Annotated in this window: 15 protein-coding genes; 12 read left to right on the forward strand and 3 right to left on the reverse strand. The window is 33.2% G+C overall.

Going from position 1 to position 15,337, the window contains the following annotated elements; genetic code table 11:
- Positions 1–114 precede the first annotated feature (114 nt).
- The 5 genes from clpB (at position 115) to AC1EUU_RS03930 (ending at position 6,502) form a co-directional block, all read left to right on the forward strand.
- On the forward strand, positions 115–2,703 hold the full coding sequence (gene clpB, locus AC1EUU_RS03910; RefSeq protein WP_480200066.1) for an ATP-dependent chaperone ClpB: 2,589 nt from the start codon (positions 115–117) through the stop codon (positions 2,701–2,703).
- 233 nt (positions 2,704–2,936) lie between these two features.
- Entirely contained in the window at positions 2,937–3,347 is a 411-nt protein-coding gene (locus AC1EUU_RS03915) for an Hsp20/alpha crystallin family protein (RefSeq protein WP_480200067.1), read from the forward strand.
- 165 nt (positions 3,348–3,512) lie between these two features.
- Complete coding sequence (locus AC1EUU_RS03920; RefSeq protein WP_480200068.1) at positions 3,513–5,594, forward strand: vWA domain-containing protein; 2,082 nt, start codon at positions 3,513–3,515, stop codon at positions 5,592–5,594.
- A 72-nt stretch (positions 5,595–5,666) separates the two neighbouring features.
- Positions 5,667–6,050, forward strand: coding sequence for a PDZ domain-containing protein (locus AC1EUU_RS03925; RefSeq protein ID WP_480200069.1), 384 nt, complete (start codon positions 5,667–5,669; stop codon positions 6,048–6,050).
- Between the two features lie 80 nt (positions 6,051–6,130).
- Positions 6,131–6,502, forward strand: a complete 372-nt coding sequence (locus AC1EUU_RS03930) for a PDZ domain-containing protein (RefSeq protein ID WP_480200070.1) — start codon at positions 6,131–6,133, stop codon at positions 6,500–6,502.
- Between the two features lie 2 nt (positions 6,503–6,504).
- Here the strand turns inward: AC1EUU_RS03930 and AC1EUU_RS03935 are convergent, their stop codons facing one another.
- Entirely contained in the window at positions 6,505–7,431 is a 927-nt protein-coding gene (locus tag AC1EUU_RS03935) for an alpha/beta fold hydrolase (RefSeq protein ID WP_480200071.1), read from the reverse strand.
- Positions 7,432–7,517: 86 nt separating this feature from the next.
- Here AC1EUU_RS03935 and AC1EUU_RS03940 point away from each other — a divergent pair, with 86 nt between their 5' ends.
- The 7 genes from AC1EUU_RS03940 to AC1EUU_RS03970 all read left to right on the forward strand — a co-directional run bounded on the left by AC1EUU_RS03940 (position 7,518) and on the right by AC1EUU_RS03970 (position 12,416).
- A complete protein-coding gene (locus AC1EUU_RS03940) occupies positions 7,518–8,021 on the forward strand; it encodes a SixA phosphatase family protein (RefSeq protein ID WP_480200072.1) in 504 nt (167 codons plus the stop codon).
- 36 nt (positions 8,022–8,057) lie between these two features.
- Positions 8,058–8,516 carry an SsrA-binding protein SmpB gene (gene smpB / locus AC1EUU_RS03945; protein ID WP_480200073.1) on the forward strand — a complete coding sequence of 153 codons (459 nt, stop codon included), beginning with the start codon at positions 8,058–8,060 and terminating at the stop codon, positions 8,514–8,516.
- On the forward strand, positions 8,513–9,442 hold the full coding sequence (locus AC1EUU_RS03950; protein ID WP_480200074.1) for a geranylgeranylglycerol-phosphate geranylgeranyltransferase: 930 nt from the start codon (positions 8,513–8,515) through the stop codon (positions 9,440–9,442). Before smpB ends, AC1EUU_RS03950 begins: the two co-directional genes overlap by 4 nt.
- Entirely contained in the window at positions 9,432–10,013 is a 582-nt protein-coding gene (locus tag AC1EUU_RS03955; RefSeq protein ID WP_480200075.1) for a Maf-like protein, read from the forward strand. Before AC1EUU_RS03950 ends, AC1EUU_RS03955 begins: the two co-directional genes overlap by 11 nt.
- Positions 10,014–10,064: 51 nt before the next feature.
- Positions 10,065–11,018, forward strand: a complete 954-nt coding sequence (locus AC1EUU_RS03960; RefSeq protein ID WP_480200076.1) for a transketolase family protein — start codon at positions 10,065–10,067, stop codon at positions 11,016–11,018.
- A 58-nt stretch (positions 11,019–11,076) separates the two neighbouring features.
- On the forward strand, positions 11,077–11,718 hold the full coding sequence (locus tag AC1EUU_RS03965) for an outer membrane beta-barrel protein (protein WP_480200077.1): 642 nt from the start codon (positions 11,077–11,079) through the stop codon (positions 11,716–11,718).
- Between the two features lie 65 nt (positions 11,719–11,783).
- A complete protein-coding gene (locus AC1EUU_RS03970) occupies positions 11,784–12,416 on the forward strand; it encodes an outer membrane beta-barrel protein (RefSeq protein WP_480200078.1) in 633 nt (210 codons plus the stop codon).
- A gap of 85 nt (positions 12,417–12,501) precedes the next feature.
- Here the strand turns inward: AC1EUU_RS03970 and AC1EUU_RS03975 are convergent, their stop codons facing one another.
- Positions 12,502–13,449, reverse strand: a complete 948-nt coding sequence (locus AC1EUU_RS03975; RefSeq protein ID WP_480200079.1) for an FKBP-type peptidyl-prolyl cis-trans isomerase — start codon at positions 13,447–13,449, stop codon at positions 12,502–12,504.
- Positions 13,450–13,521: 72 nt separating this feature from the next.
- On the reverse strand, positions 13,522–15,291 hold the full coding sequence (gene typA, locus AC1EUU_RS03980) for a translational GTPase TypA (protein WP_480200080.1): 1,770 nt from the start codon (positions 15,289–15,291) through the stop codon (positions 13,522–13,524).
- Positions 15,292–15,337 lie beyond the last annotated feature (46 nt).

Below are 15,337 nucleotides of genomic sequence, written 5' to 3' on the forward strand. Positions count from 1 at the left end.
TTCAAAATTTTAGTTAAAATAGACAAATTGTCTTAAAAAAATCATTTTTTCGGTCATTTTGTCGTTCAAAAAAGCACTTTCTTACGTTGGCTTGGCTTTTGAGCAAAGTTAAATATGAATTTTAATAATTATACCATAAAGTCACAGGAAGCCGTGCAACAAGCACAGCAAATTGCACAAGGCTTAGGGCATCAACAAATAGAAAATGCGCACATTTTGAAGGGTATTTTTGAAGTTGATGAAAACGTTACCCCTTTTATTTTAAACAAGCTTGGGGTGAACGTCGCTATTTTTAAACAAACACTTGATACTATATTACAAAGCTTCTCTAAAGTAACTGGGAGCGAATTAATGCTTTCTCGTAATGCAGGAACCATGTTTAATGATGCCGCAAATATTGCAAAGAAAATGAATGATGAGTATGTATCAATTGAACATTTATTGCTTGCCCAATTAAAGGGGAAAGATGATACCGCGCAACTATTAAAAGACAATGGAGTAACCGAAAAAGAATTAAAGAAAGCCATTGAAGAACTCCGCAAAGGGAGTCGCGTAACATCTCAAGGTGCAGAAAACACGTATAATTCGCTAGATAAGTATGCCAAAAACTTAAATCAGCTTGCCAATGATGGTAAATTGGATCCGGTAATTGGTCGAGATGAAGAAATACGTCGCATCTTACAGATATTATCTCGAAGAACAAAAAACAATCCCATTTTAATCGGTGAACCAGGTGTTGGAAAAACTGCTATAGCAGAAGGTTTAGCGCATCGAATTGTTAAAGGTGATGTTCCAGAAAATTTGCAAGAAAAAGTGATTTATTCACTCGATATGGGCGCATTAATTGCCGGAGCTAAATATAAAGGCGAGTTTGAAGAACGATTAAAGTCTGTTGTTAAAGAAGTTATTTCTTCAGATGGGCAAATAGTATTGTTTATTGACGAAATACATACGCTTGTGGGTGCTGGTGGTGGCCAAGGGGCAATGGATGCTGCGAACATTTTAAAACCTGCACTTGCGCGCGGAGAATTGCGTGCCATTGGGGCTACAACCCTCGACGAATATCAAAAACATTTTGAAAAAGACAAAGCGCTAGAGCGCCGATTCCAGAAAGTTGTAGTAGATGAACCAGATATTGAAAGCGCTATTTCAATTTTAAGAGGTATTAAAGATAAATATGAAACACACCATAAAGTTCGTATTAAAGATGATGCTATAATTGCAGCTGTAGAGCTATCACAGCGTTATATAACAGATAGATTCTTACCAGATAAAGCCATTGATCTTATGGATGAATCGGCAGCGAAGCTCAGAATGGAAATTAACTCAAAACCAGAAGAGCTAGACGCACTAGATAGAAAGATCATGCAACTAGAGATTGAAATTGAAGCAATTAAAAGAGAAGATGACAAAGAGAAATTACAAAACCTTCAAAAAGAGCTAGCTAATCTTAAAGATGATCGTGAGTCTATCTATGCGAAATGGAAAAGCGAAAAAGAAATTGTAGATAAAGTACAAACCACTAAAAAGAATATAGAGAATTTTAAGCTCGAGGCAGAGAAAGCAGAACGTGAAGGTGATTATGGAAAAGTTGCCGAAATACGTTACGGAAAAATAAAGCAAGAAGAAGAAACTTTAGAAGATTTGCAAAAAGAATTAATAGCAAATCAAGAAAATGCCCTTATCAAAGAAGAAGTAACCAGCGAGGATATTGCTGAAGTTGTAGCGAAATGGACAGGAATTCCGGTTCAAAAAATGTTACAAAGTGAGCGTGAAAAACTATTAAAGTTAGAAGATGAATTGCATAAACGCGTCATCGGGCAAGATGAAGCTATTCAAGCAGTAGCAGATGCCGTGAGAAGATCTAGAGCCGGATTGCAAGACGATAAAAAGCCTATTGGTTCTTTCTTATTCTTGGGAACAACCGGAGTTGGTAAAACAGAATTGGCAAAGGCTTTAGCTAATTATCTATTTGATGATGAATCGGCCATGACTCGTATAGATATGAGCGAATATCAAGAACGCCATGCTGTAAGTAGATTGGTAGGAGCGCCTCCTGGATACATAGGATATGATGAAGGCGGGCAATTAACAGAAGCAGTGCGTAGAAAACCATATTCAGTGGTCTTACTTGATGAAATTGAGAAAGCACATCCAGACACTTTCAATATTTTATTGCAAGTATTAGATGAAGGTAGATTGACAGATAATAAAGGGCGTGTTGCAGATTTCAGAAATACGATCATTATTATGACTTCTAATATTGGAGCTCATATTATTCAAGAGAATTTTAACGCGCTAGACATGAGTAAGCGCGAGCAAATTACTGAAAAAACAAAGGTAGATGTTGTTGGATTGCTTAAACAGACGGTACGTCCAGAGTTCTTAAATAGAATCGATGAAGTAATTATGTTCACTCCTTTAAACAGAGAGGAAGTTACCAGAATTGTTGAATTGCAATTAAGTGCATTAGTACATATGCTCGCCGATAAGGGAATTACAATGACTTGGACGGATGAAGCTATTGAAAGTTTATCAAGACAAGGATATGATCCTCAGTTTGGAGCAAGACCCATTAAACGGGTAATTCAGCGTAAAGTTTTGAATGAATTATCGAAAGAAATTCTATCTGGTAAGGTTACTTCAGATAGCAATATTCTACTTGATGCATTTGATGATCAACTAGTATTTAGAAATAAATAAAGACAACCTGTTCTATCAATAATTTCAACAATCGAAATTGTGTAAGAACATCTATATATTTAACTCCGCAATGTATTGCGGAGTTTTTCTTTTAAAAATCTGACAATCAAGTGACAAAATGTCTTTATTTAAAGTTTTATTCTGTTAATATGACATCAAAACACAAATGGTATTTTGTTTGCAATACACTTTTTGAATTTAATAAGTAAATATCAATTTAAAGTATAAAAGTTATGTTAGTAAAAAGATCAGATTTTCCGTTTTTCCCAACATTGGTTGATGATATATTTAGAGACTTTTCAAAATCAGATAGTACGCTTCCAGCAGTTAATATTAAAGAAGATGAATCTTCATTTTCTGTTGAAGTTGCCGTTCCTGGTTTAGATAAGGAAGACATTAAGATTAATGTTGAAAAGAATGTATTAACCATTTCTTCAGAGAAGAAATCTGAAAGCGAAGAGACTAAAGAAAACTATACCCGTAAAGAGTATAGCTATCAATCATTTAAAAGAAGTTTTAATCTACCTAAAGACATTGTAGATAGTGATGCTATAGCTGCTAACTATAAAAATGGCGAGTTAATTATAACGGTACCAAAAGTTGAAAAGGTAGAGCCTAAAGCTAAAATGATTGAGATTAAATAAGTGATTTTTTAAGTTAGTTAAGATGAACCGCCCCAAATTTGGGGCGGTTTGTGTTTTACTAATTAAAAACAACCTTTTACTCATTTAGAATGGTAATTAACTCAGTAATGATTTTTTTGACATAGGATTAGAGGTAGGTTTACCTGAACATTAAAACCAATCACTATGAAAAATGTAATTATAGCACTAGCCTATTTTTTAGTATTAGCGGGTACTACTGCTCAAAAAAAAATAATTACCGGAATTGTGACGGATGAGACAGGCCCATTGCCAGGAGTATCCGTGCTAATTAAAGGGGCAACAATGGGAACAACGACCGACTTTGATGGAAAATACAGTATCAAAGCGAAGAATGGAGACATTTTGGTATTTTCTTTTGTTGGAATGAAAACTGAAGAAAAAACAGTGGGTGAATCGTCAACAATCAATGTAAAACTTAAAACCGACGCCATTCTAGATGAAGTTATCGTAACTGCATTGGCAACGAGAAAAGTAAAAACATCTATTGGGAATAAAGTGAGAACTATAGAACCAGATCAGTTGAATTATTCAAATGGACTAGCGGGAAGTGCAGCTGGAGTAAAAATTATACATCAATCGGGCATTAATAAGAATAAGTCAATCATTATTAGAGGAGCATCGCCAATCAGCTCAAAACAACAGCCATTATACATTATTGATGGTAACCCAGTTGGCTCTAACTCAAAAAAAATAAAGCAACTAAAGTCAAGCAAAATTAAAGATGTTAAGGTATTAAAAAACGCTGCTGCCTCTAGTATTTATGGAAATAGAGCGATAAATGGAGTTGTTATAATTAATACAACTGATGGTCAATACCATAGTGAAGCCTATAAAACAATAAAAGAAAATGAATTTGAACATGTCGCATTTTCGCCGTTATCAACTTTTTCTATAGATGTAGATAAAGCAGGATACAGCAATGTTAGAAGATTTATTAATAATGGAGAAAGCGTTCCTACTGATGCTGTAAAAATCGAAGAAATGATCAATTACTTTCATTATGATTATGAACAACCAAAAGATGAACACCCATTTTCTATTCAAACTGAATTGGCTACTACACCTTGGGATACAGAGTCAAAAATTCTAAAAATAGGACTTCAAGGAAAAAAAATTAATAACAAAAATATTCCTTCCTCAAACTTAGTGTTCTTAATTGATGTTTCAGGATCAATGAGCGATTATAATAAGCTGCCTTTATTAAAATCTGCTTTTAAACCATTAATAAATCAGTTAAGAGAAGAAGACAAAGTTTCCATTGTAGTTTATGCAGGTGCCGCCGGTGTTGTACTGAAACCAACATCAGGAAAAAATAAAAATAAGATTATTGATGCATTAGAGAGTTTAAATGCCGGTGGTTCAACTGCTGGTGGAGCGGGTTTAAAACTGGCATATAAAATTGCAGAAAAAAACTTCAAAAGAAATGGAAATAACAGAATTATTTTGGCTACCGATGGTGACTTCAATGTAGGGCTATCGAGTGATAATGCAATGGAAAAGCTAATCATTGAAAAGAGAAAATCAGGTATATTCTTAACTGCTTTAGGTTTTGGAATGGGTAATTATAAAGATTCAAAATTAGAAATTTTGGCTGATAAAGGTAATGGTAATCATGCCTACATTGACACTATGCAAGAAGCCAATCGAATTTTGGGGCAAGAGTTTGGTGGAACTTTACATACAATAGCTAAAGATGTTAAAATTCAAATAGAGTTTAATCCTAATTTAGTGGAAGCGTATCGATTAATCGGCTACGAAAATAGAATGTTAAAGGACAAAGATTTTGTAGATGACACTACGGATGCCGGTGAATTAGGCAGCAATCATACCGTTACAGCTTTATATGAGGTTATTCCTAAAGGTAAGACAAGTAAATTTTTAAAACAATTTGATAATTTAAAATATACCAAATTAACTTCGGCCATGATATATGAGAACGAATTGGCCACGGTAAAATTTAGATATAAAAAACCAAAAGAAGAAAAAAGTATTGAATTGTCTCATATTATTGAAAATGGTCAAACAGAATTCTCTAAATCAAGTTCAGATTTAAGGTTCGCAACTGCTGTTGCTCTCTTTGGAATGAAGCTCAGAAATTCAAAATTTTTAGAAAAATTCACATATGATGACATTCACTCAATAGCATCAAATTCGAAGGGAAATGACAAGTTTGGTTATCGATCAGAGTTTTTAAGACTATTAGAAATGGCTGAAATCTCCAATTAATTACTATCGCCCCATAATAGGGGCGATTTTATTTTGTGTAGGTTTACTATATTTAAAACTCAATTTTACCTAATGAAAAAAATAATTACTTCAACTTTGGTCATATTATTTATCGCCGCTTGTGGCTCATCGCCTAAAGTTTCAAAACAATCACCCAAAGAAGAAGGCTTAGCTAGAGAAAAATTTGGCATTGAAGTTGCTAATCTAAGTAAAGAGGTCAAAGAGCAATCTGGCTTAAGTCATGGTATTTTAATCACGAATGTTTATTCATTTTATCCTGCAAGTAAAGCAGGTATACAAAAAGGAGACATTATTTTAAATTTAGATAAGCATACTATTTTATCATTAGAAGAATTCAATAAGATTCTTAAAAATTATAAATATATCTACGGCCAGGTAACTTTAGGGATCTCGAGAAATAATGAATTACAAAAAATTAAGGTATATTTAGATTAAAATCAAATTCTATGAAGCCAATTTGATAGAAATAAGTATTAAATGGTTTCATCTGATCAACTAAAAAATAAATTAATAGCATGAGAAAAATAGTTTTAACCATCTTATTAACAGTTATTGCATCTAATTTGGCAATGGCACAAGACGCTAAAGTAAAAGAAAAGAAAAGATGGAAATTCGGGCTTCACTTTGATAATTTAAGTGCAGATCAGAAAGGGTTTAATGCCGAAACCAACGGCGTTGTTATTAATCGAATTTCAAAAGACCATCCAGGTGAAGCTGCAGGTGTTCAAGTTGGTGATATATTAACACATATTGACAGCATTTCTATTAAAGATCAAGATCATTGCGTAGCTGTAATGCGTGATTTTGACACTTCTAAAGGCTCTGCAGTATTAAAAATTATTCGTAACGGTGTAAAATTGGATCTAAAAGTAAAGTTCAAAGAATAAAGCTATTTTACAAAATCTAAGATAAATCCTAAAATTTCGTCGGTGCTTTCCTCTTGTATATAGTGTTTCGCATCTATTACATGAATATTTTTCGGTTCTATTTCTAAGTCTTTAACCACTTCAGATTCAATAGGATTCCAGCGTAACATTTCATCATGTTTACCCCAAATAACCATGACAGGAATATTAATCTTCTGCAGCGTTTCCTTATAATCTGGTAATGCATTACAGGTACTTGAAAAGAATGTATAAAGTGAATTCGTTTTTCCTTCCAATAAAGGTTTTCTATATCCTTCTACCTCATTAGCATTTAAATTATTCTCCATCAATGCATTTTTAAAGAGCTTTTTCATGATGGTTTTATTTGTTAATTTATTACTATAGAAACTCATAGATAATTTAGTGAAAACACCTCTTTCGAAGCGCATTGGTGGGTTAAACCCAGCTTCATAGATGATAGAATTTAAAATCACCAACTTTTTAATTCTATCTGGAGCCTGCTTAAATAATTCCCAAGTCCATAAGCCACCTGCATCGTGAAAAACATGTGTCCAATGCTGCACACCTAAATGTTCCATTAAACCCAACAATCGCTTTCCATGGGCCTCTGGGCTATATAGATCATAACCTTTTGGAGAGTCACTAGAACCAAAACCAAGCATATCAGGTACTATTACACGGTAGTTTTTATGGACTAAACTATCTATCATCTTTCTATATAACCATCCAGAAGTTGGAACACCGTGCAACAAAACAATTACTTCACCTTCTCCTCTATCAATATATTTTATAGTTCCATTTTTTGATTTAAATGATTGTTGTTGAGATCTGAATTCTGTATAAGTAAGCTTGGAGGTATCGATCATATTCTTTTTAGATTTACAAGAGCTAATTACCATTAAAGTTAGAAAGAGATATATGTATTTCATCTTGGTTTTAACGTTTGGTCTATAAATTTAAAGAATCATTACTATAACTACCTGTATTTCTTTATTTTTGATGAAATAATTAAATTATGAAAAAGTTATTTTTATTAATTGTATTTGTTGTTATTTCCTTTTCAGGAATTGCTCAGAGTGTCGAAAAAACTACTTATTTTTTAGTTCGTCATGCAGAAAAAGATAGGTCAGATGCCGAGAATAAAAACCCATCACTTACAGAAAAAGGGCAACAAAGAGCTATAAAATGGAGCGAGCTCCTTTCCGATTATGGAATAAACGCTGTCTATTCAACAGAATACAACCGCACCATGCAAACAGCAAAGCCTACAGCAACTAAATTAGGATTAGAAATAAAAACGTATCATCCTTTTAAAATTGATTTTGAAAAATTCTTAAAAGATACCAAAGGAAAAACAGTTTTAGTTGTTGGGCATAGTAATACTATTCCTTTTTTTGCAAATAAGCTAGTTGGTTCTGATAAATATCAACAAATGGAAGATAATGATAATGCAAGTTTATTTATTGTTACTCTTGAAGAAGATCATACGGCTCACTTAGTGATTAAAACCAAAAACTAGTAAGTTTCATTCTCTTTTTTTGCTAGTTTTGCGCTCATGCAGCCTACTATTAACATACAAAACAAAAAAGCACGTTTTCAATACGAGATTCTCGATAAATATATCGCAGGGATTGTTTTAACAGGAACTGAAATAAAATCAATTCGTGCCAGTAAAGCTAGAATTACAGAGAGTTTTTGTGAGTTCAATGAGAAGGGTGAGCTTTTTGCCATTAATATGTACATTGAAGAATACATAAATGGAAATGTGTATAATCACAAACCTAAAAGTGAGCGTAAGTTATTACTTAACAAACGTGAATTAAAAAAGCTGCAAAAAGAAGTACAGAATGTTGGTTTAACCATAATTCCAATGCGCTTGTTTTTAACAGAAAAAGGTTGGGCCAAGCTCGAAATTGCACTTTGTAAAGGAAAAAAATTACACGATAAACGAGAAACTATAAAAGACAGAGATAATAAACGTACACTAGATCGTATTAAAAAGAATTTTTCATGAGCGTAGGCAATTTCATGCAATTAATTCGATGGAAAAACCTATTAATGATTGCATTTATACAATTACTGTTTCGCTATGTTTACTTTCCTGCGTTTTCAATTGATACTACTTTAGACAATGTTCACTTTATCCTCTTAGTCTTAACCACTGTATGTATTGCCGCTGCCGGGAATATTATTAATGATATTTATGATATTAAAGCAGATATTATTAATAAACCCACCAAGCTTTTAATAACAAATCCACAACAAAAGAAACTTGCTAACAACTTATATGTAGTTATAAATGTAGTAGCCTTTTCAATTGGCTTATATCTCTCTATTAAAATAGGAAACTCTTCCTTTGTAGGAATTTTTATTCTTACTGCTTTATTACTTAAATGGTATTCGTCGTATTTAAAGAAGAAGCCCATAATAGGTAATTTAACCGTGTCTATTCTAGTCTCTTTAAGTATATTGATTGTTGGCTTATTTGATATTATTCCTGCTATTAATGAAGAAAATGGAGTACGACAATATCATGGATTTTATGTTTTAATTGATTACGCTATTTTCGCTTTCATGTTTAATTTTTTAAGAGAAATTATTAAAGATATAGAAGATGTAAATGGTGATATTTCTTTAAATATGAGTACATTACCCATTTTATTAGGTAGAAAGAGAACGCGTAATTTAGTTTTTGCAATTTCCTTTGTTCCACTCATTCTTGTAACCTTATATTCATTTGATAACTTTTCAAGACTACCATTGGTTTTAGCCTACATGCTTATAGTAGTAATGTTGCCTTTTCTTTATTTTATGAGTAAGTTGCTCTATACAAAGAATAAATCGGGATACCGATATCTAAGCCGCTTGTTAAAGTTCATAATGCTGTTAGGTATATTATCAATTATCATTATTTCAATTTCTATCAACTATGCTGAATAAAAAATTAGCACCGTATACTATTGTCTTGGCTTCCGGGTCGCCACGAAGGCAACAATTTTTAAAAGACTTAGGTTTAGATTTTATTATAAAGACTAAAGATACTGAAGAAGTATATCCAAAATATTTACACGGAAGTGAAATTACCAACTACCTAGCCGAACTAAAAGCTGCGGCTTTCGAAGGAGAATTAGAAAAGAATGATTTGTTAATCACAGCAGATACTATTGTACGCTTTAGCGGAAAAGTACTTGGAAAACCTAAGGATGCCAACGATGCGAAAAAAATGCTTCAAGAACTCTCTGGGCAGGTGCATGAAGTAATATCGTCTATTTCTCTAACTACTGTTAACAAACAGGTAACTTTTAGCGATACAACACTTGTACACTTTAAAGAAATATCAACAGAAGAAATTGAATACTATTTAGAAAACTTTAAACCATTTGACAAAGCTGGCAGCTATGGTATACAAGAATGGCTTGGGTATATCGCCGTTGAAAAACTAGAAGGAAGTTATTTTAATGTAATGGGATTCCCTGTTCATAAGTTCTACAAAGAAATCATTAATTTTTAGTCATAAACTTTTTTACAATTTATATTTTTGCCCATCATTGAAACAACACAAATGAAAAAATACACTTTTACCGAAAAAAAAGATACGCGTTCTGGCTTTGGTGCTGGTTTAGCCGAATTAGGAAGAACAAATCCAAATGTAGTTGCATTATGTGCTGATTTGGTTGGTTCATTAAAAATGAATGAATTTATTAAAGAGAATCCTGATCGTTTTTTTCAAATTGGTATTGCTGAGGCTAATATGATGGGTATCGCTGCTGGTTTAACGGTAGGCGGAAAAATTCCTTTTACCGGAACTTTCGCGAACTTTTCAACCGGTAGAGTGTATGATCAGATACGTCAGTCAATTGCCTATTCTGATAAAAATGTAAAAATATGTGCTAGTCATGCTGGGCTTACTTTAGGTGAAGACGGTGCAACACATCAAATTTTAGAAGATATTGGTTTGATGAAAATGCTACCAGGCATGACCGTAATCAATCCATGTGATTATAATCAAACGAAAGCGGCAACAATTGCTATTGCTGAGCATCAAGGGCCTGTTTATTTACGTTTTGGCAGACCTTCTGTTCCTATTTTTACAGCGCCAGATCAAAAATTTGAAATCGGTAAAGCCGTTCAATTTACAGAAGGCACTGATGTAACCATCGTTGCAACAGGTCACTTAGTTTGGGAAGCGCTTCAGGCTTCTGAGAAACTTGAAGAAAAGGGTATTTCTGCAGAGGTAATAAACATACACACTATCAAACCACTAGATGAAGAAGCCATATTAAACTCAGTGGCAAAAACGAAATGTGTAGTTACTGCTGAAGAACATAATTATTATGGTGGTTTAGGAGAAAGTGTAGCAAGAGTTTTGGCTCAAAATAATCCTGCACCACAAGAATTTATTGCCACTAATGATACTTTTGGTGAATCTGGAACTCCTGCCCAACTAATGGACAAATATGGTTTAAACGCTGATGCTGTTGTAAAAGCAGTAGAAAAAGTTATTAAAAGAAAATAGTTTTTTACTAACGCAACTTTTCGAATCTTTTTCATCTAACTAAAAATTTATTTATACGATGAAAAAGATTCTTCTCTTTACGATTATTTTTTCAAGTTTCTTTATTGGCAAAGCTCAAATTGATTTTGACTATGGTCTTAAATTAGGCGTAGGAGTCAATAAAATTGATGACCTAAAAATTGGTGGAGGATTTACTGGACTCATAGAAAACGTTAATAGTACCAATAATATAGGTTATTTATTTGGAGGTTATGCTACAATTCAATTCTCTCGAATATATATTAGACCCGAAGTAATCTATACTAACTCAAAAAGTGAGTATAAACCAAATAACTCAACAAATACTTTAGATTTTAAATTACAAGCACTCGAAGTTCCTGTTTTGGTTGGAACAAAACTTTTCAAATTCATAAACATATATGTTGGACCGTCTGCTTCAATTATTTTAAATAATGAATTTCCAACTTTAGAGTTTTTTACAACAAATGATGAACTTACTATAGATAAAACAGTAACTTTATTATACAACCTGGGCTTTTCAGCTCAATTATCTAAATTCGGAATAGATTTAAGATATACGGGTGGTATATCAGAAAATTTAGGAATTAACTTCGAAGCTGTCGTGGCTGATGGACCAAGCTATACACTTGACACGAAGACAAACATGTTTAGTATTAGCATTAGCTACCAATTAAATTAACATTTTAAAAAGAATATTGGCACCACTTTTGCGTTTGAAAGGTAATTAACAAAAAATCATTTATCATGAGAAAAGTATTTTTAACAATACTGACCTTAACCTTTCTAAATTTTTCATTCGCTCAGCTAGACTGGGGTGCTAAAGCAGGACTTAATTATAACTTTGGAGGCGATCTGTCCGAGGTTATTGAAGAAACAGGAAATAACTTTCAAAATGTGGTAACCGGTGCAGATGATAAGGCTGGTTTTCATCTTGGGTTATGGGCAAAACTACATGTATTGGGTTTATACATAAGGCCAGAATTAGTTTATACTAAACTAAACAATTCGTATAGCGCCAATACAGAGAATAGTAGAAACGAAGCCGATTATAAAACCCAAAAGTTAGACATTCCTATACTTGTTGGAACAAAAGTAATAGGCCCATTGCATATTTATGGCGGACCTTCATTTCAATATATTTTAGATTCTGACTTTGATGTAAACACTGTTGGCGATATTGAAACGAATGACTTTAGCGTTGGGCTGCACTTAGGAGCAGGAGTTGAACTTGGTAGATTAGGTTTTGATGTACGTTGGGAAAAAGGTTTTTCTAATGATGCAGATGGTAGATTCTTAAATACTAATTTTAATGTAGATAATAGACCAAATCAAATAATCTTTGGTTTATCCTATAGATTCAATGAAAAAAGAGATTAATAGCTTTGCTAATCATTCTAGCAAACGTTAACCAATAAAAAAAGGCTTCGTAATTACGAAGCCTTTTTTTTATTTTGTCTTTTTTTTAGTTGTTCGGATCAAGATAATCTGGTGTACCATCTCCATCAGAATCTAAAATTACACTTGTATAAATTGTTATGGTTTCCTCATTATTATCTACAACTCTGTCATATTCGAACTCATTAGCCGCAAGAATCGGCTCATCTTCACCAAAGCTAATAACGTAGGTTTTTTGCTCTAATTCAGCCCTAGTAAGTATTCCATCGCCATCATCGTCAGCATCCAAATAATTAGCTACTTGATTAGAATCTGTATCGTCATCATTTACATTATCATTACTATTAAGATCCTCATAAATTGATAGAAGTGTATCACCATCATGATCTGCTCTTTCTACCAAGCCAAGATTAATAAAGAATACAAGAGGTTCATTTGGTCCTATAGTAATGGTACCTAAATTTGCATAAGCTAATCCAGATGGTATGAAAAGTATTCCGTTTCCAGTATTTTCAAAACTAATTGGCTCATTCGGCTGTGTGCTACTAACTCCATCCTTAAAAAGTGGAAATCCAAATTGCCAACCTCTAATAACATTAGTTAATGGAAGCCATGTATAACTCAATCGTTCATCAAACCTCGTACTATCAAGTAAAAAACCTCTATAGTTAACAAGTACAGAATCCGTTATATTAGGGTTCACATTCTGACCTTCATTATTAACTAAATAATATAATTTATAGTCAATATCATTCTCTGTAACTTCTTTAGTAAGAACATTATCATACAATGGTGTAAATGTTTCTCCTGCAAGAATTGTATCTATAACACCAAATACATCGCCATCTTCTGGCTCTAAATAATGATGTGTTTTTAAATAATCTATTAAATTTTCATCATCAATCAGTGCTTGAGCAACAGGGTCAAATGCCTCTCCTCCATCATCATCATTGTTACAAGAAACAACTACAAAAAACAGTGCTACTAAAACAATTACTAAATCCTTAACTTTCATGTATCTTCTAAATTTTGCGTCGCAATTTACAATTTTATATTCTTTATCAAGAGCTAATCTTCTGTTAAAAATTTACCTAAAGTTGATCTTACGCATTCGTAAACTCTTTGGTGTTACTTCTAAGTATTCATCATCTTTTATATACTCCATACATTCTTCTAGTGAAAACTTTATTTTAGGAGCTATCTTTAGACCATCATCACTTCCTGCAGCACGTACATTGGTTAATTTCTTACCTTTTATAAGGTTCACACCCATATCTTCTTGACGGCTATTCTCTCCTACTACTTGTCCTTTATAAATTTCTTCATTTGGGTCTATAAAGAACTTACCTCTATCTTGTAGACGGTCGATTGCGTATGCGGTTGCTTTTCCAGCCTCAGAACTTACAATAGCGCCGTTCATAATATCACTAAATTCACCTTTATGCACATCATAACCACGTAATCGATGATTAATAATTGCCTCACCCTGCGTAGCAGTTAACAATTTATTACGTAAACCGATCAATCCTCGAGATGGAATATCAAACTCTAAGTGCTGTAAATCGCCTTTGGGTTCCATCACTAAAAGATCACCTTTACGTAAGGTAACCAGATTAATGGCTTTACTGGCTAATTCTTCTGGAACATCAATTACGAGAGTTTCATATGGCTCGGATTTAATCCCATCGATTTCTTTAATAATAACTTGTGGGCGTCCAACTTGCAATTCATATCCTTCTCGACGCATTGTTTCTATAAGCACCGATAAATGTAAAATACCTCGTCCAAATACATTAAACTTATCTTCGGTATCGGTATCTTCAACCTTCAAGGCTAGATTCTTCTCAGTTTCTTTATATAAACGGTCACGTAAATGACGAGAAGTTACAAATTTCCCTTCTTTACCAAAAAATGGAGAGTTATTAATTGTAAACAACATACTCATTGTAGGTTGATCTACTTTAATTCGTGGTAATGGTTCTGGGTTTTCTACATCAGAAATAGTATCACCTATTTCAAATCCTTCTATTCCTGTAATGGCACAGATATCACCGCTTCTCACTTTTGAGGTTTTAGCCTTACCCATTCCTTCAAAAACATGTAATTCTTTGATTCTTACCTTCTTTGTAGAGCCATCTGCTTTGCAAAGCATATAATCTTTATTTTCCTCTAGATCGCCTCTAAAAATACGTCCGATTGCGATTCTTCCTGTAAACGATGAATAATCGAGTGATGTAATCTGCATTTGAGGACTACCATCTCTATAAGGTGCCTCAGGAATTGAAGCAACTACTGCATCTAATAACGGAATAATATTTTCTGTTGGCTTTTGCCAGTCAGTACTCATCCATCCGTTTTTTGCAGATCCATAAATAGTAACAAAGTCCAACTGTTCTTCGGTAGCATCTAAAGCAAACATCAGGTCAAACACCTTCTCATGTACCAAGTCTGGCGTACAATTTTCCTTATCAACTTTATTAACCACAACTATTGGTGTCAAGCCTAATTCTAATGCCTTACCTAATACAAAACGTGTTTGGGGCATTGGCCCTTCAAAAGCATCTACTAATAACAATACGCCATCAGCCATTTTTAAAACACGTTCTACTTCTCCACCAAAGTCAGCGTGCCCAGGAGTATCAATTACATTAATTTTTACCCCTTTATAAGTAACTGAAACATTTTTAGATAAAATAGTAATACCACGTTCACGTTCAAGATCATTATTATCAAGCAATAGGTCTTTACGTTCTTTTCGGTCATCTAATATTTTTGCCTGATCAATAATCTTATCAACCAAGGTTGTTTTACCATGATCAACATGGGCAATAATCGCGATATTTCTTATAGATTGCATCCTTTTAATTTTGAAGCTGCAAAAATAGTTCTTTAGATTTTAATTG

This window comes from Maritimimonas sp. 2205BS37-2, assembly GCF_056591755.1.

Excerpts from the sequence above, each read along its gene's own strand:
- AC1EUU_RS03955 (WP_480200075.1), top strand. The coding sequence starts at position 9,432 with ATGCTGAATAAAAAATTAGCACCGTATACTATTGTCTTGGCTTCCGGG.
- AC1EUU_RS03970 (WP_480200078.1), top strand. The coding sequence starts at position 11,784 with ATGAGAAAAGTATTTTTAACAATACTGACCTTAACCTTTCTAAATTTT.
- AC1EUU_RS03965 (WP_480200077.1), top strand. The coding sequence starts at position 11,077 with ATGAAAAAGATTCTTCTCTTTACGATTATTTTTTCAAGTTTCTTTATT.
- AC1EUU_RS03940 (WP_480200072.1), top strand. The coding sequence starts at position 7,518 with ATGAAAAAGTTATTTTTATTAATTGTATTTGTTGTTATTTCCTTTTCA.
- smpB (WP_480200073.1), top strand. The coding sequence starts at position 8,058 with ATGCAGCCTACTATTAACATACAAAACAAAAAAGCACGTTTTCAATAC.
- AC1EUU_RS03950 (WP_480200074.1), top strand. The coding sequence starts at position 8,513 with ATGAGCGTAGGCAATTTCATGCAATTAATTCGATGGAAAAACCTATTA.
- typA (WP_480200080.1), bottom strand. The coding sequence starts at position 15,291 with ATGCAATCTATAAGAAATATCGCGATTATTGCCCATGTTGATCATGGT.
- AC1EUU_RS03930 (WP_480200070.1), top strand. The coding sequence starts at position 6,131 with ATGAGAAAAATAGTTTTAACCATCTTATTAACAGTTATTGCATCTAAT.
- AC1EUU_RS03975 (WP_480200079.1), bottom strand. The coding sequence starts at position 13,449 with ATGAAAGTTAAGGATTTAGTAATTGTTTTAGTAGCACTGTTTTTTGTA.
- clpB (WP_480200066.1), top strand. The coding sequence starts at position 115 with ATGAATTTTAATAATTATACCATAAAGTCACAGGAAGCCGTGCAACAA.
- AC1EUU_RS03915 (WP_480200067.1), top strand. The coding sequence starts at position 2,937 with ATGTTAGTAAAAAGATCAGATTTTCCGTTTTTCCCAACATTGGTTGAT.
- AC1EUU_RS03960 (WP_480200076.1), top strand. The coding sequence starts at position 10,065 with ATGAAAAAATACACTTTTACCGAAAAAAAAGATACGCGTTCTGGCTTT.
- AC1EUU_RS03920 (WP_480200068.1), top strand. The coding sequence starts at position 3,513 with ATGAAAAATGTAATTATAGCACTAGCCTATTTTTTAGTATTAGCGGGT.
- AC1EUU_RS03925 (WP_480200069.1), top strand. The coding sequence starts at position 5,667 with ATGAAAAAAATAATTACTTCAACTTTGGTCATATTATTTATCGCCGCT.
- AC1EUU_RS03935 (WP_480200071.1), bottom strand. The coding sequence starts at position 7,431 with ATGAAATACATATATCTCTTTCTAACTTTAATGGTAATTAGCTCTTGT.